Here is a 21441-nt window from a genome sequence, read left to right as displayed (position 1 = left end):
ATGGAAACGACAGCAATCAGAGCGTGGTTACTGGATAACGGATTTGATACCACTTCACCACTGGTTAATAATCAGCCTGGTCAATCGGCTTTGATTATGGCCGCGCAACAAAATCGACTGGATGTGCTGAATTATTTGCTGGATCAAGGTGCGGATTTAACCGTATTAGATGCCTATGGCAATAATGCACTCTGGGCGGCCTGTTTTGCAGAGGCCGCTGATTGTATTTCCGCCTTACTAAAAGCAGGGATCAATATCGATCATCAAAACCCCAGCGGTGCCACGGCACTTATCTATGCATCTTCCAGCGGAAAACATTTAATTGTGTCGCAATTGTTACTGGCGGGCGCGAATCCGTTATTAACTACACAAGATGATTTCAGCGCCTTAGACCTGGCTGCTACCCACCCTTGTTTACAATTGTTACGACAGTCTGTGAAGAGATTGGTCTAACTCAACTTTCAGTTGGCATTAAATGCGCGTAAGCCGGCAAAGTTTGCAAGCGACTATCATCAGCAGGCACACCAACAGTAAAGTGATACAAACTTTGCCAAGCGTTATCCTGCAAACCTAATACCCCATGCACCGCATCATCGAAAAAGCAGCCGATGCCAGTTCCACGCACCCCGGCTGCTTCGGCTTCCAGATACAAAATCTGCCCTAACAAACCGCATTCCCAAAATAACCGGCGATAGCGCCAGGCCTCGGTTTCCACGTTATCAGAAAAATCTGCCAGCATACCCAAACTAAAAGCGCTGTCGCTGGCGATGGGTTGGTGGCAGGACAGGGTTTTGGCCGCTTGACGCACGTTACCGGCCACCAGCTGATAAAACTCAAAAGCTGTATCCATCTTTTGCCAACTGAAATCTTTAGAACAGGCTTGTTTTAAAACCGGCACTGCCTGCGCGTCACGCGGCAGTAAATACATACCCGGCTCCAAGCCTTCAACCCTGTGTACAAAAAACACTAAATGCACTTGCGGCGACCAATTCCAGGCGGTAAACGGTGGCTTAGTGTTGGGAAGCAATGCTGACAGCATGCGCTGAAAATCGGCCAGCGGTATAGACTCGGCCTTGCCATTAAAGTGCTGGGCGCTGCGGCGCTGACGAATTAATTGGCTGGCGGCCAGATTATGACTAGGCACGGCTAGTTGCAAAATCGGCATCTGCTGACGCTCAGCCTCAATAGCCGGTTTTTGGGCTGCGACAGCCACTTCATCGATAATGGGCCAGCGGTAAAAATGTCGGCTGCTGAGGCGTTCGGCTTGTCCAAACCAGGTTGCCGACTGTTGCAATTGCGACAATTGTTCGGCATTGAAGCTATCCGGGGCTTGCCTATTGACGTGTAATCGACAAAATAAATCCGGCGCTTCATGTTCATGATCGACAAAATCGCTGTCACGATCCAGTCCCAACCAGCGGGCAATCTCGGCATCACTCACTTCGCTGAGTAATTCTATCCGCCAGCCCAGACAAGCGGCGGCATAGCTCAAACCGGCAAGTGCATGACCTATATCATGCTGGCAATAACGAAACGCCCGCTCGCCGTATTTCCAGGCTTCTCGCCAATGAATCGAGGATAGTCCGATATAACACGCTGGATTTTCACTGACGCCTATAAACTGACTGCGACGTTCCAGATGATGATCGTGACTGACATAATGATAAACACCAGGCGCAATTAAATTAGCATCCGTGCTAACCAGATAAGCCTCGGTCGGATGCAGATTGCCGCTGGAGGGGTTGCAGCGTAAAGCCCAGCGATCCGGTCCAAATTGTTTCCAGGCCGACAAACCAAATGATAATTCCAGTAACAAACCAAGATTGTCCATCATCAACGGCTGCGGCTCAATGCTCTCCGGCTTATCCAGATCGGCAAACAGGCAATTCAGATCTGCCCCCGGCATGGGTAGTTTGACTGTTTCACAACCGCTAAAACGCCTGAACGGATTGGGTTGATCATCCCAATCCAAAGACTCCGGACCTTTGGCATAAGCATTCAGCTGATGCTTGGTGCGTTGATGGTAGTTGATTACTGAATCGGATGAGGTTGACATAATGTGCTCTCAAGCAAAAAGAATATCAAATCACTTAAGCATATTCTGCGCCAATATGCAGATAACCCTGACAGCTAAATTGGGTGATATTAACGAAAAGACAAAAAACCCCCTAATTCCCACCCAATCAAGCTATAAACCAGACCAGATGTAAACCAGGGGGATTTGAATGATTCTATTCCCTACAAAATCACTTTTGGTTGAAATTAAAAAGGGATGTCATCATCAAAATCATCATAACTAGCAGGTGTGGATTGCGGACCCGACGCAGCAGCGGGGGCTGACTGACGATTATCGTGGCTGCTGGCAGGTGGGGAATTATCGGAATAATTTGCGGTGCCACCACTACGGCTATCCAGCATATTCATTTGCTCACCAATGATGCCGGTACGGTATACATCCACCCCATCCTTTTGGTATTTGTCAGTTTTAATTCGCCCTTCGATATAGACCTGGCTGCCTTTTTTTAAATAATCACCACATACCTTGGCGACTGGTCCAAAAAATGTCACCCTGTGCCATTCTGTTTCTTCCTTACGCTCACCTGAATTACGATCTTTCCAGCGACGACTGGTAGCAACATTTAGCGTTGCAATCGAATCTCCACTAGGCATATAGCGAATTTCCGGATCAGCTCCCAAACGGCCGATCAGCATAACTTTGTTCAACATGGTTGTCTCCGTGTAAAAAATTCAACAACAATGACTTACTGCCATTGCTTTAAAAAGATGTTTAATTCGTTTTTATCCAGTTGCTGGCTATCCACTTTTAGATAAGCGGTAGTTTCTTCGAAATGCAGGCGCACTTCTTCGATACCGTTTATCGCCAACAGTTGCCTGGAAAACTCTGCGCCACGCTCAGGCTTAATGGCCTGCAGCGACAACAACAGGTTGGCCAGATAGCGAGGCGGCGACATGAACAAAGCAATCAGCACCCAACTGGCGGCTACCCCAGCGGAAAACACAAACACCGAGGTCGGGCCTAATTCGCCGTATAACCAACCGCCGCTGGCACCGCCGATAAAAGCCCCAATGAACTGCGCGCTGGAATAAATACCCATCGCCGTGCCTTTTAAATCGCCGGGTGCGGTTTTGGAAATCAGCGATGGCAAGGTGGCTTCCAGTAAATTGAAGCCGCAGAAAAATACCCACAAACAGGCAATCAAGCCTATCAATTGCCCATGAAAGAGCACAAAACCCAGATTGGCAATCACCAAGGAAATCACGGCACCGACAAAGACTTTTTTCATTTGCCGCTTCTTCTCGGCAATAATCACAAACGGAATAATGGCCGCCATCGAAGTGACCAGCACCGGCAAATACACCAGCCAATGCTTGCCAGCCAGTAATCCGGCGTCGCGCATCAACAAGGGTACTACCACGAAGCTGGCCATTAAGATTAAATGCAGCGCAAATATACCGTAATTCAAGCGCAGTAAATCGGCATTTTTGATGACTGAACTTAACTCAGACGGAATATATTCGGCATCGCGGTGTATCGAAATTTTTTGCGGATTAGGCACAAAAAACAGAATCACCACGATAGCCATTAGCGCCAGGATTGCGATCAGCCAAAAAATACCGCTAATGCCGTAATGGTGCGCAATCACTGGCCCGATAGTCATCGCAACCCCAAATGACACGCCGATACTGGCGCCTATGGTAGCCATAGCCTTGGTGCGATTGACCTCCTGAGTCAAATCCGCCAGCAAGGCCATCACTGCCGCTGAAACCGCCCCGCAGCCTTGCAAGGCGCGGCCTAGCAAAACGCCGTAAATGTCAGTCGCCAATGCAGCCACTATGCTACCTGCCAGAAACAGTAACAGACCGATGACAATAATGGCTTTACGACTAAAGCGATCGGATAACAATCCGAACGGTATCTGTAACACTGCCTGTGTCAGACCATAAATACCCATGGTTAAGCCAACCAATTTGGGTGTAGAGCCTGGCATTTGCTCGGTAAACAATGATAAAACCGGCAATAACATAAACAAACCCAGCATTCTCAACGAATAAATACTGGCTAGCGAGATAGTCGCCCGCTTTTCCATGCTGGTCATTGCACCCGAAACATCCTGAACCTGTGTCAAACCCCAACTCCCCTTTGCCTAAATTCATTAAAGACACGTATAGTATCAGGTTCTTTAAATTCCAGGAATTCAGACAGTGGACACCATCAGTATTCGCGGCGCCCGCACCCACAATTTAAAAAACATTGATCTGGATTTACCGAGAGATCGCCTGATCGTTATCACAGGCTTATCCGGCTCCGGCAAATCGTCCTTAGCATTCGACACTATTTATGCCGAGGGTCAGCGCCGCTACGTGGAATCACTGTCCGCTTACGCCCGCCAGTTCTTATCGATAATGGAAAAGCCGGATGTCGATCATATCGAAGGCCTATCGCCGGCTATTTCGATCGAACAAAAATCCACCTCGCACAACCCGCGTTCCACAGTGGGCACCATTACCGAAATTTACGATTATCTGCGACTACTGTACGCCAGAGTCGGCATACCGCAATGCCCGGAACATGGCGTCTCCCTGGAAGCACAAACCGTCAGTCAGATGGTCGATCAAGTTTTGGCTCAACCGGACGGTGAACGCTGGATGCTGCTGGCGCCGGTCATCAACGATCGTAAAGGTGAGCACGTCATGCTGCTGGAAGATCTGAAAGCGCAAGGCTTCTTACGCGCTCGCATTGATGGTGAAGTCTACGAACTCGACGAGCCCCCTACTCTGGATTTAAAGAAAAAACATACTATCGAAGTCATTGTCGACCGTTTCAAAATCCGCGATGACATCGCTTTACGTTTATCGGAATCCTTTGAAACCGCTTTACGTCTGTCCAATGGCCTGGCGATGGCCGCCTCAATGGAAAGCGATCAAAAACTGCTGTTTTCTGAACGTTACGCCTGTCCGCATTGCGGCTACAGCCTGAGCGAATTGGAACCGCGTATTTTTTCCTTCAATAATCCGAAAGGTGCCTGCCCCAGCTGTGATGGATTGGGTGTAAGACAGAATTTTGATCCACAACTGGTGGTGCATAACCCGGACATTTCTTTGTCTGGCGGTGCAGTGCGTGGCTGGGATCGTCGCAACGCTTATTATTATCAAATCATTTGTGCGTTGGCCGCCCATTACGATTTTGATCCGGAAGCGCCTTTCTCAAATATCCCCGCAGACGTGCAGGCAGTGATTTTATACGGCAGCGGCGATGAGAAAATCACCTTCCAACTACAAATGGGCCAGGGCAAACCCAAAATCAGCCACCATCCGTTCGAAGGCATCATTCCTAATATGGAGCGTCGTTATCACGAAAGCGACTCACAGATGGTGCGCGACGAATTATCTAAATATTTGGCGCAACAGACCTGTGCGGCGTGTAACGGCGCCCGGTTAAACTTAGGCGCCAGGAATGTTTTTGTCGATGCGCAGCCTCTGCATCACATCACCCGCCTGCCGATCAAACAAACTTTGAGTTTTTTCCAACAACTCGCTATTCCCGGCCACCGTGGTGAAATCGCAGCCAAAATCAATAAGGAAATCCAGGAAAGACTGGAGTTTTTGGTTAACGTCGGTCTGGATTATTTGACGCTGGATCGTAGCGCCGACACCTTATCTGGCGGCGAAGCACAGCGTATTCGTCTGGCCAGCCAGATTGGCGCCGGCCTGGTTGGCGTGATGTATGTACTGGATGAACCGTCTATTGGCCTGCATCAACGCGATAATCAGCGCTTGCTGAACACCTTATTTCGATTACGCGATCTGGGTAATACGGTGATTGTGGTTGAACACGACGAAGACGCCATCCTCGCCGCCGATTATATTGTCGACATTGGCCCCGGCGCCGGCGTACACGGCGGCCAGATTGTTGCTCAAGGTACAGCAAAACAAATTTTGTCTGATAAGCATTCATTAACCGGCCAGTATCTATCCGGCCAGTTAAAGATCGATATACCCAAGCAAACTGCGCCGCGTGATCCGAGCAAATTACTAACCGTTCGCAACGCACACGGCAACAACCTAAAAAATGTCACCATTAGTTTTCCTGTTGGATTACTGACCTGCGTCACCGGCGTCTCCGGTTCCGGTAAATCGACATTAGTCAACGACACGCTATACAGTCACGCTGCCAGGACTATCAATGGCGCCAGTTGCATTCCAGCCCCCTGCGATGCTATTGAAGGCCTGGAACAGTTCGACAAGGTGGTCGATATTGATCAAAGTCCAATAGGTCGCACACCACGTTCTAATCCTGCCACTTACACCGGTATTTTTACTCCCGTGCGCGAGTTGTTTTCAGCTACGCCGGAAGCACGTTCGCGTGGCTACACCCCTGGCCGCTTTAGTTTTAATGTGAAAGGTGGTCGCTGCGAGGCCTGTTCCGGCGATGGTGTCATTAAAGTGGAGATGCATTTTCTACCGGACATTTTCGTACCCTGCGATATTTGTCATGGTAAGCGCTATAACCGGGAAACCCTGGAAGTCCGCTACAAAGGCAAGACCATACATGAAGTGCTTGAAATGACCGTTGAAGACGCTGCCCAGTTTTTCTCGGCGGTGCCCAGTCTGTCGCGCAAACTAAATACCTTGATTGACGTAGGCTTGAGCTACATAACCCTCGGGCAAAACGCCACTACCCTGTCCGGCGGCGAAGCACAACGGGTTAAATTAGCCAAGGAATTATCCAAACGCGACACCGGTAAAACGTTATACATACTGGACGAACCGACCACCGGTCTGCACTTTCATGACATCAAACAATTGCTGTCTGTTTTACATACGTTGCGCGACCATGGGAACACTGTCATCATTATCGAGCACAATTTGGATGTCATCAAAACTGCTGACTGGGTGGTGGATATAGGGCCGGAAGGCGGCAATGGCGGCGGCACATTGGTTGCGGAAGGCACGCCACGAGAAATCACCCAGCATGATGCATCACATACAGGCTTATATCTGAAACGCTTGTTTAGTTAACACAACCAAGCCTGGCGGGGCTGCAGCTCCTAGACCTTAAATTTTGCAGGAGGCATATTCTCTCAGATGAACTAAGCAGCCGACTTGATGGCTGCTTAGTTCATGCAGTGTAGATCTGACTGAAATGCGCTAATTAACGTCTAAAATGTGCTGTTTAACGTCTAAAAAGCTTGTAAAAACTCCGTATTAGTATATCTTTCTGTACGGATAATCATAGATACGCATTTTGTTTAAAATTCCAGCTTGGCCTAGGCTAAACCAGTAGTATTTTAAGTACTTGCTCAATTTGGAATTTTGTAATCATTTACAGGTGGCAAGCCATACGATTTAGGTTTTTCTTACCTAAAGCAGGCTGTATATAGACGTTCGGACATTAACCAGCAATGCAGAAAAGTTTCACCTAACGATCATGAAAGTACCGCAGTCGCCCCGGCAAATGAAAGGCGCTCGGTCGCGACTTTCATAGTAATAACAACGCCAATTAGACCTAACTAGAAATATGCCTAGCAACCACTCTATTTTGCCAATTTACGATTTTTCGGTTTCACTCAATAATGGCTATCTAAAAAATATAATCCCATTTTTAACTAAAAACGAAATCGCAGCCAATCCCATCAACTACGCGATTTTTTACGACTATGTGGCAAAACAAAATCCAAAATTGAACTCTGCAGTGGACGAGCTATTAAACAATCAAAAACCGTTTGATTGTGCCACCAGCTTTGCACTTTATGAAACTTACATCTGCAACACCTCTTTAAATTCGATTGAAAATATCAACGAGAAAATTCACAAAGTGCTGCTACAGGCCACCGATGCCATCGGAGAAACCTGCACCAAGGCGGAACAAACCAACGATAGCTTCCAGAAAAAAACCGCTATTTTGGAAGCTACATCCGAGTTAGCTGCAGGCAGTTCGATACTGCAGGAAATCATCCAAGAAACCCGCTCACTTGCAGCTACCAGCCAAGCCATGCAGGTCCAATTGAACGCAGCCAATGCGGAAATGGAACAACTGCGTGCCGAACTGGCCCAAGTCAGGCAAATAGCTGTCACCGACGGCTTGACAGGCTTGCTGAATCGGCGGGCTTTTGATCAAACTTTATCCGAGATCATCGAACAACCCTGTAGCGAGACAACTTGTTTATCGATGCTGGATATCGATCATTTTAAACAGGTAAACGATACTTACGGACATACCATAGGCGATCACGTGATCAAATTTGTGGCGACATTACTAAAAAAACATGCCGAAGACCATCATCATGTTGCGCGGTATGGCGGTGAAGAGTTAGCTATCATCATGCCCAACACACCCAAGCATAAGGCTATTGAAATTTCCGAAAACATCCGTCTTGAAATGGAAAAAAGTCGCTTAAAACGCAAAACAGATAATCTGACTTTAGGCCAAATTACGATTTCAATCGGCATTGCAGAATTACAACCCAACGATAACCCGGAAAGCCTTATTACTCGCGCCGATAGTGCACTATACCAAGCCAAGAAATCGGGGCGAAATAAAGTCATGCATTAACATCAAGACAATAAAAAACCGGCGCCAGTTTAAATGAGGCCGGTTTTTTAGCAATAGACTCTAACTCTAGCATTGCCTTTAGGGCATATACATACCACCGTTGACGTGTAGTGTTTCACCAGTAATGTAAGAAGCCTGTTCAGATGCCAGAAATGACACTGCATGAGCGATTTCTTCCGGCTGTCCCAAGCGCCCCAAAGCAATTGAGGCCATCAGTGATTTTTTAATATCATCCGACAACTCCTTGGTCATATCGGTATCGATAAAACCAGGGGCTACGGTGTTGACTGTGATACCGCGAGACCCCACCTCTTTAGCCATGGACTTAGCAAAACCGAGCATGCCAGCCTTGGCGGCGGCATAGTTGGCCTGTCCTGCGTTACCGGTTGAACCAACCACTGAAGAAATATTGATAATCCGCCCATAGCGCGCTTTCATCATACTCCGCAACACAGCCTTACTCATCCGAAATACTGAGGTCAAATTAGTGCTGATAATATCATCCCACTCTTCGTCTTTCATCCGCATCAATAAATTGTCGCGGGTAATACCGGCGTTGTTCACCAAAACAGCAGCTGTTCCGTAATCATCGCCTGTGACTTTGATGAAACTGTCGATATCCGCCGCATCAGCCACGTTTAATTTCAGACCTTTACCGTTAGCGCCTAAATAAGCTGAAATCGCTTCAGCACCGCTATCGGAGGTTGCAGTACCCAGTACAAAAAAACCATCTGCAACCAATTTTTCCGCAATGGCTCGACCAATTCCTCGGCTAGCACCGGTAACTATGGCAATTTTTTTATTTATGCCCTTAAGGTTATCCATGTAACTGCTCCAAAACGTTATTTAATGAATCAGGATCATACATTGTCAAATGTACAGCATCAGGCGCAATACGTTTATTCAAACCCAGCAATACTTTGCCAGGCCCACATTCGATAAAACCGTTTACGCCTTGTTCGTGCATGAATTTGATACTCTCGACCCAACGCACAGGGTTGTAGAGCTGTTCTTTCAAGGCATAACGAATGACTTCCGGTGAACCGTGAGTTTTGACATCAGCATTGTGAATCAATGTCATTTTAGGCATGTCTACATTTACGCTTTGCAGGATATCGCTGAACTTTTCGGCCGCCTCTTGCATTAAGTAACAATGCGAAGGCACACTGACCGGTAATTTCAGCGCGCGTTTAGCGCCTAAGGCTTTCAGTGCCTCAATCGCTCTATCCACTGCCGCAGTATCCCCGGCAATAACCACTTGTCCAGGTGAATTAAAATTGGCGGGAGCGACGATTTGGTTATTCGCAACTTCCATACAGGCATTAACGACCTGATGGTCTTCCAGGCCCAAAATGGCAGCCATAGCTCCGACACCTGCAGGCACCGCCGCCTGCATCAAGCGACCGCGTTCCACCACCAATTTGACAGCATCTTCGAAGGCGATAGCATCAGAACAAACCAGCGCGGTGTATTCGCCTAAACTGTGACCCGCCATCCAGGCTGGCCGAATTTTGGTTTTATCACACCAGACCCGCCAGAACGCAACGCCAGCTGCCAACATTGCGGGCTGAGTGTTCTCGGTTTGATTTAAATCTTCTACAGGGCCGTTTTCCACCAATTTCCAAAGATCAAAACCCAGCGCTTCAGAGGCCTGTTCAAAAGTTTGTTTTACTTGTGGATAGACTGCAGCCATAGACGACATCATGCCGACTGATTGCGATCCCTGTCCTGGAAAAACAAAAGCCAAATTATAATTTTGTTCGTTCATAGTCATATTTTAATATTTGATTAACGCTGAACCCCAGGTAAAACCAGCACCAAATGCTTCCATCAGTACCATCTGACCCTTTTTAATTCTGCCATCACGCACGCCTTCATTAAAGGCTAACAGCACGGATGCAGAAGACGTATTGCCCTGGTTTTCCAGCGTTAAAATCACCTGATCCATGTCCATACCCAGTTTTTTAGCGGTAGCCGCAATGATACGAGTATTGGCTTGATGCGGCACTAACCAGTCAATATCACTTTTTTGCAAACCGTTGGCTTCCAGGGTTTCATCTACAATGCGTCCCAGTGTATTTACGGCTACTTTAAACACTTCATTACCACGCATACTGATAAATCCGGCTTCCTGATTTTTGGATTCTGCAGCGACTTGTGGATTAGGGCAATATAATAAATCTTCATAACCCCCATCAGAATGAATATGGGTCGATAAAATACCTAGCGCATCCGATGCTGTCAGTAATACGGCTCCGGCACCATCACCAAACAAAATACAAGTGCCACGGTCGGTCCAATCAACGATGCGTGAACACACCTCAGAACCTACCACCAACACCGTTTTACAAAAACCGGACTTGATATATTGATCGGCAATACTTAACGCAAAAACAGAACCTGAGCAGGCAGCCTGTACATCAAACCCCACACACTGCTGAATACCCAAACGCTGTTGTAGCAGGCAAGCGGTGCTGGGGTAAACTCGATCCGGAGTACCCGTGGCAACGATTATTAAATCGATGCTTTCAACATCAATCCCCGCCATTTCGATCGCTTGCCTGGCTGCAATTTCAGCCATACTGGATGCAGTTTCTTCTGCTCCGGCAATGCGTCGACTCTTGATGCCGGTACGTTCGTATATCCAGCTATCCGAGGTATCCACCATAGTGGAGATATCATCATTGGTGCGAACAGTTGCAGGCAAATAACCCCCAGTACCAATCACACTACTCCAGCAGCTCATTCCGTATCCTTCTGCGCCAAAGCACTTTCAAGTTTTTCACTGATTTTACGAATAACATCTTTCTCAACCTCAACTTCTGCCAATTGAATTGCTGTTTCAAAGGCCAACGCATCTGCGCCACCGTGACTTTTAATCACCAAGCCACGCAAACCAATAAAACTGGCACCATTATAAAGTCGCGGATCGATACTATCTTTAAATAATTTTAATACTGGATAAGCCGCTAGGCCTGCAAGTTTCGTGAAAATATTGCGGGAAAAAGCCTCTTTCAACTTCATCGCAATCATTTTTGCCGCACCCTCTATGGATTTAAGGGCAACATTGCCAACAAAACCATCTGTGACAATTAAGTCGACTTTCACACTACCGGCATTAATCGAATTACCTTCCACATAGCCGATGTAATTCAGGGATGACTTTTCCAGCAACTTGGCCGCCGCTTTGACTTGCTCATTACCCTTGGTGTCTTCTTCACCGATATTCAGCAAACCCACGCGAGGACGCTCAATATTCTCAACCGCCTTCACCACTTCTTCACCCATCACGGCAAATTGGTAAAGTTGCTCGGCACTGGAATCGACATTTCCGCCCAAGTCCAGCATATGTGTGTGACCAAAAATAGAAGGTAAGGTTGAAATAATGGCTGGGCGTTCGATACCTGGAATCATTTTCAGTACAAAGCGCGCAGTTGCCATTAAAGCACCCGTGTTACCAGCGCTGACGCAAGCATCGGCCTGACCTTCTTTGACCAAGTTAATAGCCACCCGCATCGAGGAATCTTTTTTATTTTTCAGCGCCTTTTGCGGTGGCTCATGCATTTCGACGACTTGCGAGGCATGCTGAATACTGATTCGATCTTTAAACTCAAGCAATGCATCCGACAACATGTCATTCAGCACAGCCTGGTCACCGACCATAATCAATTTTAATTGGGGATTTTTTCTTAAACAGGCTAGTGACGCAGGAATCGTCACCTGGGGACCGAAATCCCCGCCCATAGCATCAATCGAGAGAGTTGAGCTCACGCTTAGGACCTAACCCTTGAAGTAGAAAAGTGGAGACATATCAAAAGATGATATGTCGGCTTTGATAGCAAACATGTCAATACGCTGGCAGAAACCGCAGTTGCTGCTTAATGAAAATTAAGTCGGCTTTGCTGATTAAACCAGCAAAACTCACCACCAGCGGATTCTAACAGTCTTTAAATAGTTACTCTTCGTCGACGTTGCTAGCGATGACTTGACGGCCTTTGAAAAAACCATCAGGCGTCATGTGATGACGCAAATGCATTTCGCCGGTCAATGGATCTTGTGCCAGTGTTTTGCTGGTTAAAGAATCGTGTGAACGACGTTGACCGCGTCTTGAACGCGATACTTTACTCTTTTGTACTGCCATTTTTACTCTCCAGTTTTTTTAAGTTTGGCTAAAACAGAAAAAGGGTTATTAGTTTGGTTTTGACTATCGCCGTCAAAATTTGCATCCTTAGAGCTATGTTTCAGCATGCAGTCATACTCATGTTTAGGGTAATCCGGCAGTGCCAACAAAATCTCGTCTTCAATCAGCTCATTCAACGACACTTTTTCGCCATTAAACATCAATGGCTCACAATCAATCTTAAGCTGGTCAGCTTCCTGTAGTGATGAGACTATGCCCAGCTTGAATGAAAGATCAAGCGGCCAGCTCATACCCTGCAAACAGGATTGACATTCCAGACTCAAAGACGTTTTTAAGCTACCAGCAATCACAGCCTGTTTACCATGCTTGGCAAACAAGACTTCGACTTTAATATCGCCATCGTTGCTAACGATAAAATCAGCCAAACGCTCAAGCGAGGCTATTTTTATCACACCTGACAATGCACTCCGCCTTTCGGCGAACAACATAGGATCAATAAGGTCGGGAAGTTTGTCTGACATAACTGTACAATGATACAGATTAGTCAATGTTGCGTCAAATAGACAACCATTTCCAAGTACTCAATCTATGCAAAAAATTGTTCTAGCCTCAAGTTCTAAATACCGCCGAGAGCTTTTGAAAAAGCTGCAGATCGATTTTATTTATGACAGCAGCCATATCGATGAAAGTCCACAAGCCAATGAATCAGCTTCCGCACTGGCGATTCGCTTAGCCATTGAAAAAGCTGCAGCCGTAGCTGAAAAATACCCCAACCATCTGATTATCGGCTCAGACCAAGTCGCCACTTTTGGCAATATACTATTAGGCAAGCCAGGCAATCGTGAAAAAGCCTTCCAGCAACTGCAAGCTCAATCCGGTCAAAAAGTCAGTTTTTTTACCGGAATCTGCGTCCTTAATAGCGCATCCGGCCACACTTTTACCGACTTGGATATTTGCAAGGTCCACTTTCGAAACCTGTCCGATAGCCAAATTCAGCGTTATCTAACGATTGAGCAAGCGTTTGATTGTGCCGGTAGCTTCATGTCGGAAGGATACGGCATTACATTATTCAGCAAAATTGAGGGCGAAGACCCCAATGCGTTAATCGGTTTACCACTGATAAAACTTATTAAATTACTCGATCAATGTGGCCTGGCAATCCCCTGATCACGCTTGATGGGCGGTAAGATTTGTTCAAAAACCTGTTCAAACTCAATGTCCGCCTGCTGCATGACTTGTTCGACCTGCTCCCTATTCAAGCGCAGAAAATCTAAGGTATGATCCGAAGTTTCCACCAGGGTTTGCTCAATCAACCTGCCATATTCCTGATCATCAACCAACCGACTAGCCAGATTCAATAAAGTCGCATCCAGCTTGTGATTAACAGCAAAATCCGGTTGCCGATAACACCCCACCACTTCGTAGAGAGACTGCGGCAAACCCCAAGCTTTTAACAACTCTCGACCGACATCGGCATGTGTGAAACCCAATATTTCCTGCTCAAAACTGGTGAGTAAGCGCCTATCCTGTCTGATTGCCATTAACACGCTTCTGGCTTGATCCGGCATAGCTTGGTATAACACTAATGAACCGATATCATGCAGCAAACCCGCCAAAAACAGACGCTCGGTGTTCATTACCCCACAGCATTTAGCCAATAATTTATTCACCACCCCACAATGCACACTGCGCATCCAGAAAGCCGTCATATCGACTAAGTCGGTAGGAATTTTGGCAAACTTATCCAGCACGCAGGTGGCAACAACCAAATTATAAAGATCATCGATTCCGACTATCGTTATAGCTCGGGTAATTGTATCGATTCGAGACTGGAATCCGTAAAAAGAACTATTCACCAACCTTAACAATCGGGCTGACAAAACAGGGTCTTTGGCAATTACACTGCCGATGTCCGCCATACTGAAGCGCGGATCTCGAATCATTTCATTGACTTGAAAATAGATATCCGGCAAAGAAAATAAATCTTTTGTCTCGGCAACAACTGCAGATGGGGTTTGGTAGGTCACGTTCAACTTTTCCCGTAAAGTTTGAGTACATGCTGAACGTAATTCTGGGTTTCACGATACGGTGGCACAGTGTAATTATATTTCATCACCGCACCCTCTCCGGCGTTATACCCTGCCACGGCCAATTTCAGATTGGAATTAAACATGGCCAGCAAATCTTTCAGATATCGCGTGCCACCATCAATATTTTGTTCGGCATCATGCCTATCATTCACACCGTATCTGCGAGCAGTATCCGGCATCAATTGCATCAAACCCACGGCACCTGCTGATGACACGGCATGCGGATTATAAGCAGACTCTGCCTGGATTACTGCGTGAAGCAACTTCGGATCCATTTGATGCTTAACGGCTGCTCTAGCAACCATGTCCTTAAATTTCAGCTTGTTGCCCGTCATGAACTTTAAATCATGCGTATAGGTTTTAGGTGGCGTACGGATGATTAACCGATACCCCAGCCCTTTTTCCGGACGATCGGTGTAATACACTCGGCCATTTACGCCAATACGTTTATAAATATCGGCAGACGCAAACGAAGAAATGCCTATCAACATGATTAAAACAGCATTTTTTAACAGCTTCATCCACATTTCCTTATCGATAGTCTTAACTCGCTTCTAAAACCGTAATCAGACTTGCCGCCTTGACCGCTTTCGCTCTGGCCTCGACGACAGATTCGGCAGTAGCCAACGCCACCCCCATACGACGCGCGACAAAAGCCTCTGGCTTACCAAATAGGCGTACATCGGTTTCAGCCACATTTAACGCCTGCTCCAACCCCTGAAACATCACTGCTTTAGCATTGATGCCACCCAGAATCACTGCACTAGCGGCGACTTTAAGTAAAGCCGTATCAACAGGTAAACCTAAAATTGCCCGCGCGTGCAAATCAAATTCAGTTTGACGCTGACTGACCATGGTCACCATACCGGTATCGTGCGGACGCGGACTGACTTCACTAAACCAGACCTGATCGCCTTGCACGAACAATTCGACACCGAATAATCCCAAGCCACCCAAGGCCTCCGTCACTTTAGCGGCAATCTGCTGAGATAATTGAATAGCATTTTCTGACATAGCTTGCGGCTGCCAACTTTCCCGATAATCGCCATTTTCTTGCACGTGCCCAATCGGCTCGCAAAAATGCGTTTCTACCAGTCCTTCGGCATTCAAGGCTCGCACTGTCAGCAAAGTAATTTCAAAGTCAAATTCGATTTTGGCTTCGACAATAACTTTACCGGTATCAGTACGACCGCCCGCTTTGGCATAATCCCAAGCTGATTGCAAATCATCAGCACTTTTCACCATCGACTGCCCCTTACCGGACGAAGACATGGTGGGCTTGATAAAACAGGGATAACCAATTCCATCCGCCACAGCAGCCTGTAATTGTTCAAACGTCTCGGCAAAAGCATATTTCGAAGTAGGTAAACCCAATTCTTCAGCAGCCATTTGTCGAATTCCTTCCCGATTCATGGTCAATTGAATAGCTCTGGCATTAGGTACTATTTTCACTTCACCTTCCGCTTCTATTTCAGCCAAGGCAGCAGTAGCAATGGCTTCAATTTCCGGTACGATGAAATCAGGTTTTTCAGCAGCAATCAGTGACTTTACCGCTGCCGCATCAGTCATATCAATGACATGACTGCGATGCGCCACTTGCATGGCAGGCGCATGCGGATACCGATCAACAGCAATCACCTCAACCCCGAAACGCTGCAGTGAAATAGCGACTTCTTTTCCTAGCTCACCGCTACCCAATAACATCGCTTTAGTAGCAGTCAAACTGCCAGGGGTACCTATTCTCATGTTGATTTGGTCAGATAATTTTCGATGTCTTGTTTAGAAAAGCCGATTTTTTTAGCCACCCTATCGGCATGACTGACCCTTGAAATACCGGGTATCAATTTAAAGGTAGGCAAGTCGTCGGCAAATTCAACTTGCTTCGGTGTCGTTGTGCCTCTTTTGACAAATACATCCACTAATTGATGGTTATGAGTAATCAAAATAGTGCTATTTCCTTTACGATAAAATCCGTCTAAAACGTCAATCGAAGACTGCATCTTCTCTTCAAAGGTAGTGCCTTCTGCCATTTCGTCAAGTACCAGCAAGCTTTTTGCAGTGCTTGCCAGGAAAATATCCCGGGTGCGCTTCAGTTCGGTGCCGAAGCGGCCTTCTCCATCATCAAGATGACTGATTTCGGGCGCTTGATAAAAAATCTTGTCTGCCACGCTGAGCTTGGCCGATTTAGCCGGCACATAACAACCAATTTGTGCCAGTAATTGAACTTGAGTAACGGTTTTGCAAAATGCAGTTTTACCACCGCTATTAGGCCCGGTTACACAAATCAATCGATCCTCTTCCATGGCAAAATCGTTAGCAACATACTCTGGATTTTTATGCCCCAAAACTGGGTTTTTCGCGCCAACCAGCTTCATGCTGTGGTGATCGGTTGCTTGCATGTCCGGCAAAATTGTTTCACTGCCATAGGCCTCGGCATATTTTATAAAAGCCAGCAATTCATCAAGCTGCCCAAGACCATCCAGCAATTCACCTAAAGCCTGCGAGCTCTTGAAACGATTACGTAGTGGAATAATGCAATTTTCCTTATCATAACCACCAATTATCGGAATATAGGCAAACATCAAAGGAAAGAAAAATACTGAAGCTACCGAAATGCCGTCTTTGGAAAACTGGAACATATCAGTAGGAAATATTTTCACCACCCCCCAAATAGCAGCCAGCAACATACCGATCAATAGGGGCTTAAACAAGGTTGGGCGGAAAATTGTGGCTGGTGAAAACGAGTTCTTGCGCTCTTCCTTGCTTTGGATACCTTTTTCGCTGTTATAAACCGGCCCTACCATCAGCGAGTAATCATTGCTTTGCGCAAAGCTAGCAATTTTATTAAACACACTTTGCAAATATGGACTTTGCGGAGTGCCCGAGTTTTGAATGGCGCCAACCAGATTCAACACAGCATTAATGCCGCGCCGATATTGTTTATAGCCGTATCCTTCAATTTGATTATCTTCGCGCGCCGTACCAAAACCACCCAGAAATTCACCAAACAACAACAAATACAATCGACTTTCACCAGTAACTGCACTGGAAACTATGTTTTCTACATTCGCCCGCACATCCGGATTATCCCGAATTTCTCGCACAGCCTGTTGTTTGGCGGCGATAGCATCAAGATTATCCAAAGGCTGCGTCAATGATCGATACAGTACAGTTTGACCCGCGATTGTGTTGGCATAGTTGACGTTATCGAATAGTTCGTCAACTTCAATGGCATCAAAAGCCCCTTGATCCAATACGCCTTCCCCGGTTGGTAACGGCTTACTTTTTCGAATCACTGGCCATTCATCATCTGCCCAGCTTTGTAAAATATTTTGTTGCATGTTGCCTCCCCGGTTTTTTTATTCCGCTTAACGGGCGGATTTTATTAATTCAGCCATTAGCTCGACATGGGCATCATCATCATTCAAGGCAGGAATATACCGATAACTCTTACCGCCTGCTTCCATGAAAATTTCTTTATTGGTGATGGCAATTTCTTCCAGGGTTTCCAGACAATCCACCCCAAAGCCCGGACACACCAGATCAATTTGCTTGATATCCTGTTTTGGTAAATCCTGTAACACCTCAACACAATAAGGTTTCAGCCATTCGGCTTTACCAAAGCGAGATTGAAACACTAACCGCCATTGGGTATCGTTTAATTGCAACTCGTCTGCCAGTAAACGAGCCGTGGCTTGACAGTGATAAAAGTAAGGATCGCCCCATTCCGTCAATTTTGCCGGCAAACCGTGAAATGACATTAGCAATAACGCGGCCTGTCCATGCGTTTGCCAATGCGCTCGAATCGAGTCCGCCAGCGCTTTGATATAGGTTGGGCTCTGATAATAATCACTGACAAATCGCAGTGACGGCATGTGCCGCCAACTGATAAACTCATCAGCCACTACATCAAAAATAGAAGCGGTTGTCGTAGACGAATACTGCGGATACAGCGGCAGGATAATAATATCTTCTACACCCTGTTTTTTAAAATCTTGCAATTTTTCCCGCAAAGCCGGCTTACCATAACGCATGGCACAATCGATCAACAATTGCTCACTGGCATAACGTTTAGCCAGCTTTTCGGTTAATTGCTGAGTCAATACGATCAGCGGCGAGCCCTTATCGGTCCAAATAGTTTTATAAGCATGCGCGGATTTTTTTGGCCGAAACGGCAGCACAAACAAATTCAAGATCATCCACCATAATGGACGCGGGAGATTCACCACCCGCGGATCACCCAAGAACTCGCGCAAAAAGGCTCTGACATCACGGGTACTTGTGCTAGCAGGTGAGCCCAAATTAACCAGCAATACGCCGGTTTTCTTTTCCAGGTTCTCAAACATGGCCGATTATTATCTACGATTGATTAGATTCAAAAACTCAGAACGGGTACTGATTTCTTCGCGAAAAATACCGGTCATCACTGATGTGGTCATCACCGAATTCTGTTTTTCCACGCCTCGCATCATCATGCATAAATGCTTGGCTTCAATGACAACGGCTACCCCGCGCGCATTAACGGCAGTTTGCACGGCAGTGGCAATTTGGCGAGTCAATTGCTCCTGAATCTGTAAGCGACGTCCGTACATATCCACAATTCGCGCCAACTTGGATAAACCCAGCACCTTACCTTGTGGCAAATAACCGATGTGACATTTACCAATAAAAGGTAATAGATGATGTTCACACAAGGAATACAGTTCGATATCCTTGACGATCACCATATCTTCGGTGTCGGCCTGAAAAATCGCGCCATTTAGCACTTCATCCAGGCTTTTTTCGTAACCATTATTAAGAAATTTAAAGGCTTTTGCAGCCCGTTTCGGCGTGTCACGTAAACCTTCACGATTTACATCTTCACCGATTGCCTGAATAATTTTGGAGAAATATTCTTCCATCACCAACCCAACCCTGCGTAAAAAATGTTCCGAGTATACAGTATCAAACTGTAAATTCTAAGGCGCGCAACAATACCTGTTCATCGGCGCCTTGTTTGTTGGCATTTTCGCTGATATGCCGGCGCCAGGCTCGCGCACCATCCACGCCATGAAACAATCCCAGCAAATGGCGAGCCATAGTATTCAAGCGTACACCTTGCTGTAACTGCTGTTGCACATAGGGAATCAAAGCCAGTATCAATTCCTGCCGCGTTTTCAGTGGAAAGTGATCGCCAAATAAACGATTATCTACCTCACTGAGAAGGTAAGGATTGTGATAAATCTCTCGGCCGAGCATGACACCATCAACGGTGTTTAGTAATGTTAAACAGGTATCCAGAGTATCGATACCACCATTAATTATGATTTCCAGCTGCGGAAAATCCTGCTTAAGCTGAAGAACCACATCATAACGCAAAGGCGGAATATGTCTGTTTTGTTTGGGCGACAAGCCTGACAGCCAGGCTTTACGGGCGTGAATGATAAAAGTCTCACAGCCGCTGGCTGCAACATCACCCACAAACTGTGTTAACTCGGCATAAGAATCACGATCATCAATCCCAATACGGGATTTTACTGTCACCGGAATCGACACCGCCTGCCGCATCGCCGCCACACACTCAGCCACCAATGCGGGTTCTGCCATCAAACAGGCACCAAATCGACCATTCTGCACCCTATCGCTGGGGCAACCGATGTTCAAATTAACCTCATCATAACCATAGTCTTCAGCAATTTTGGCACATAAAGCCAAATCCGGCGGATTGCTACCACCCAACTGTAAAGCGACAGGATGCTCTGCTTGATTAAACTGCAAATGCCGTTCTGAGTTGCCGTGTAAAATCGCCCCTGTGGTGACCATTTCTGTGTATAGCACTGCATGCCTAGATAATAATCGGTAAAAATATCGACAATGCCTATCCGTCCAATCCAGCATCGGGGCAACGCAAAAACGCCGATTGATTTTGTTTTCCATTAAACTTGAGTGATTATTTGTTGCGCTAAAAATTGCCGATCAGACTTGCAAACACTGACTTCATCCAAACGGATTTATTCAGCCAGTTTGAAAGCTATCGATGGCTAAAGCTAAATCAATGCACTGATATAGCCTTGATTGCCGTAGCAATATCCTGATTGAGAAAATTTAAACATTGGTTTAGCGCTTCGATTTTACTTTGTACATCTTCATTGCCAGCCGGCACCTGATAGGCCGTATTTTGGCTCAAAACAACATCCTTACCTTTGCTGACTTGCCATTGTGCGTTTAGTTGGGCTTGGCCTTGCGGATCAATGTAAAATTCCAAAATATTGACAGACAAGTGAAATTCAGCTTGCTTGGCTCTATTTGTCGTCGACATCACGACATCTGCAGGCACTATGACGGTTAAATCCTGCAACATGACTCGCGTCATATTGTCGCCCAGATTTTCGGCCCAGCGATGGAATTCATCCAGTTGATAGGTGTTTTTGCCGGCAGCTGTGACAATTTGCGGACGTTCCAGATAATGAGGAATCCGCACCGGCGATAACGCCAAGGTTATTTTGGCAGCATTCGCATTTGCTAGCATCGCATCGGTTTCAGCCAATGGCTCTAGCAAATAAAATTGTGAAGGCGGCGTGGTACCCAAACAAGCCACTTGCAATAACAACGATAAAATCAGCAAACTACGTAAAACAAACGGGGATAATTTCATG

General features: G+C 46.4%; 21 protein-coding genes. 4 read left to right on the top strand and 17 right to left on the bottom strand.

Going from position 1 to position 21441, the window contains the following annotated elements:
* The gene (locus A1359_RS13450; RefSeq protein WP_066983827.1) at nt 1-453 is read left to right on the top strand and encodes an ankyrin repeat domain-containing protein; all 453 of its coding nucleotides are present in this window, start codon (nt 1-3) and stop codon (nt 451-453) included.
* 1 nt (nt 454) lies between these two features.
* Here A1359_RS13450 and A1359_RS13445 read toward each other — a convergent pair whose 3' ends face one another.
* From A1359_RS13445 to A1359_RS13435, 3 genes are all read right to left on the bottom strand, one after another.
* Complete coding sequence (locus A1359_RS13445) at nt 455-2056, bottom strand: SagB/ThcOx family dehydrogenase (RefSeq protein WP_066983824.1); 1602 nt, start codon at nt 2054-2056, stop codon at nt 455-457.
* A gap of 206 nt (nt 2057-2262) precedes the next feature.
* Nucleotides 2263-2727 (bottom strand): single-stranded DNA-binding protein, encoded by a 465-nt coding sequence (locus tag A1359_RS13440; protein WP_066983820.1) that lies wholly within the window; start codon nt 2725-2727, stop codon nt 2263-2265.
* Between the two features lie 35 nt (nt 2728-2762).
* Nucleotides 2763-4148: an MFS transporter gene (locus A1359_RS13435; protein ID WP_232322237.1), complete on the bottom strand. Its 1386-nt coding sequence runs from the start codon at nt 4146-4148 to the stop codon at nt 2763-2765.
* Nucleotides 4149-4224: 76 nt separating this feature from the next.
* Here A1359_RS13435 and uvrA point away from each other — a divergent pair, with 76 nt between their 5' ends.
* Nucleotides 4225-7041: an excinuclease ABC subunit UvrA gene (gene uvrA / locus A1359_RS13430; RefSeq protein ID WP_066983812.1), complete on the top strand. Its 2817-nt coding sequence runs from the start codon at nt 4225-4227 to the stop codon at nt 7039-7041.
* Nucleotides 7042-7540: 499 nt separating this feature from the next.
* On the top strand, nt 7541-8575 hold the full coding sequence (locus A1359_RS13425; protein ID WP_066983807.1) for a GGDEF domain-containing protein: 1035 nt from the start codon (nt 7541-7543) through the stop codon (nt 8573-8575).
* A 78-nt stretch (nt 8576-8653) separates the two neighbouring features.
* On the opposite strand, the gene fabG is transcribed toward A1359_RS13425, so the two are convergent.
* From fabG to A1359_RS13395, 6 genes are all read right to left on the bottom strand, one after another.
* Nucleotides 8654-9400, bottom strand: coding sequence for a 3-oxoacyl-ACP reductase FabG (gene fabG / locus A1359_RS13420; RefSeq protein WP_232322236.1), 747 nt, complete (start codon nt 9398-9400; stop codon nt 8654-8656).
* Nucleotides 9393-10343, bottom strand: a complete 951-nt coding sequence (gene fabD / locus A1359_RS13415; RefSeq protein ID WP_066983804.1) for an ACP S-malonyltransferase — start codon at nt 10341-10343, stop codon at nt 9393-9395. Before fabD ends, fabG begins: the two co-directional genes overlap by 8 nt.
* 9 nt (nt 10344-10352) lie before the next feature.
* Nucleotides 10353-11321: a beta-ketoacyl-ACP synthase III gene (locus A1359_RS13410; protein ID WP_066983800.1), complete on the bottom strand. Its 969-nt coding sequence runs from the start codon at nt 11319-11321 to the stop codon at nt 10353-10355.
* The gene (gene plsX, locus A1359_RS13405) at nt 11318-12346 is read right to left on the bottom strand and encodes a phosphate acyltransferase PlsX (protein ID WP_083960635.1); all 1029 of its coding nucleotides are present in this window, start codon (nt 12344-12346) and stop codon (nt 11318-11320) included. The genes A1359_RS13410 and plsX overlap by 4 nt, the downstream gene beginning before the upstream one ends.
* 184 nt (nt 12347-12530) lie before the next feature.
* The gene (gene rpmF / locus A1359_RS13400; protein ID WP_066983794.1) at nt 12531-12716 is read right to left on the bottom strand and encodes a 50S ribosomal protein L32; all 186 of its coding nucleotides are present in this window, start codon (nt 12714-12716) and stop codon (nt 12531-12533) included.
* 2 nt (nt 12717-12718) lie between these two features.
* A complete protein-coding gene (locus tag A1359_RS13395; protein WP_066983791.1) occupies nt 12719-13237 on the bottom strand; it encodes a YceD family protein in 519 nt (172 codons plus the stop codon).
* Nucleotides 13238-13304: 67 nt separating this feature from the next.
* Here A1359_RS13395 and A1359_RS13390 point away from each other — a divergent pair, with 67 nt between their 5' ends.
* On the top strand, nt 13305-13883 hold the full coding sequence (locus A1359_RS13390; RefSeq protein ID WP_066983788.1) for a Maf family protein: 579 nt from the start codon (nt 13305-13307) through the stop codon (nt 13881-13883).
* Here A1359_RS13390 and A1359_RS13385 read toward each other — a convergent pair.
* The 8 genes from A1359_RS13385 to A1359_RS13350 form a co-directional block, all read right to left on the bottom strand.
* A complete protein-coding gene (locus A1359_RS13385; protein ID WP_066983785.1) occupies nt 13859-14743 on the bottom strand; it encodes an HDOD domain-containing protein in 885 nt (294 codons plus the stop codon). The two genes, A1359_RS13390 and A1359_RS13385, sit on opposite strands and share 25 nt — an antisense overlap.
* A 2-nt stretch (nt 14744-14745) precedes the next feature.
* Nucleotides 14746-15327, bottom strand: coding sequence for a lytic transglycosylase domain-containing protein (locus A1359_RS13380; protein WP_066983783.1), 582 nt, complete (start codon nt 15325-15327; stop codon nt 14746-14748).
* A gap of 22 nt (nt 15328-15349) precedes the next feature.
* Entirely contained in the window at nt 15350-16552 is a 1203-nt protein-coding gene (gene purT / locus A1359_RS13375) for a formate-dependent phosphoribosylglycinamide formyltransferase (protein WP_066983780.1), read from the bottom strand.
* Nucleotides 16549-18147 carry a MutS-related protein gene (locus tag A1359_RS13370; protein WP_066983775.1) on the bottom strand — a complete coding sequence of 533 codons (1599 nt, stop codon included), beginning with the start codon at nt 18145-18147 and terminating at the stop codon, nt 16549-16551. Before A1359_RS13370 ends, purT begins: the two co-directional genes overlap by 4 nt.
* Nucleotides 18148-18174: 27 nt before the next feature.
* Nucleotides 18175-19152, bottom strand: coding sequence for a ferrochelatase (hemH, locus tag A1359_RS13365; RefSeq protein WP_066983774.1), 978 nt, complete (start codon nt 19150-19152; stop codon nt 18175-18177).
* Between the two features lie 9 nt (nt 19153-19161).
* On the bottom strand, nt 19162-19707 hold the full coding sequence (folE, locus tag A1359_RS13360; protein WP_066983771.1) for a GTP cyclohydrolase I FolE: 546 nt from the start codon (nt 19705-19707) through the stop codon (nt 19162-19164).
* A 43-nt stretch (nt 19708-19750) separates the two neighbouring features.
* Nucleotides 19751-20722 (bottom strand): tRNA dihydrouridine(20/20a) synthase DusA, encoded by a 972-nt coding sequence (gene dusA / locus A1359_RS13355; protein ID WP_066983768.1) that lies wholly within the window; start codon nt 20720-20722, stop codon nt 19751-19753.
* Between the two features lie 115 nt (nt 20723-20837).
* On the bottom strand, nt 20838-21440 hold the full coding sequence (locus tag A1359_RS13350; protein WP_066983764.1) for a PqiC family protein: 603 nt from the start codon (nt 21438-21440) through the stop codon (nt 20838-20840).
* Nucleotide 21441 lies beyond the last annotated feature (1 nt).

Source organism: Methylomonas lenta (assembly GCF_001644015.1).
Taxonomy (GTDB): domain Bacteria; phylum Pseudomonadota; class Gammaproteobacteria; order Methylococcales; family Methylomonadaceae; genus Methylomonas; species Methylomonas lenta.
The sequence above is the reverse complement of the archived record's forward strand: the minus strand, read 5'-3'. Positions and strand labels throughout refer to the sequence as shown.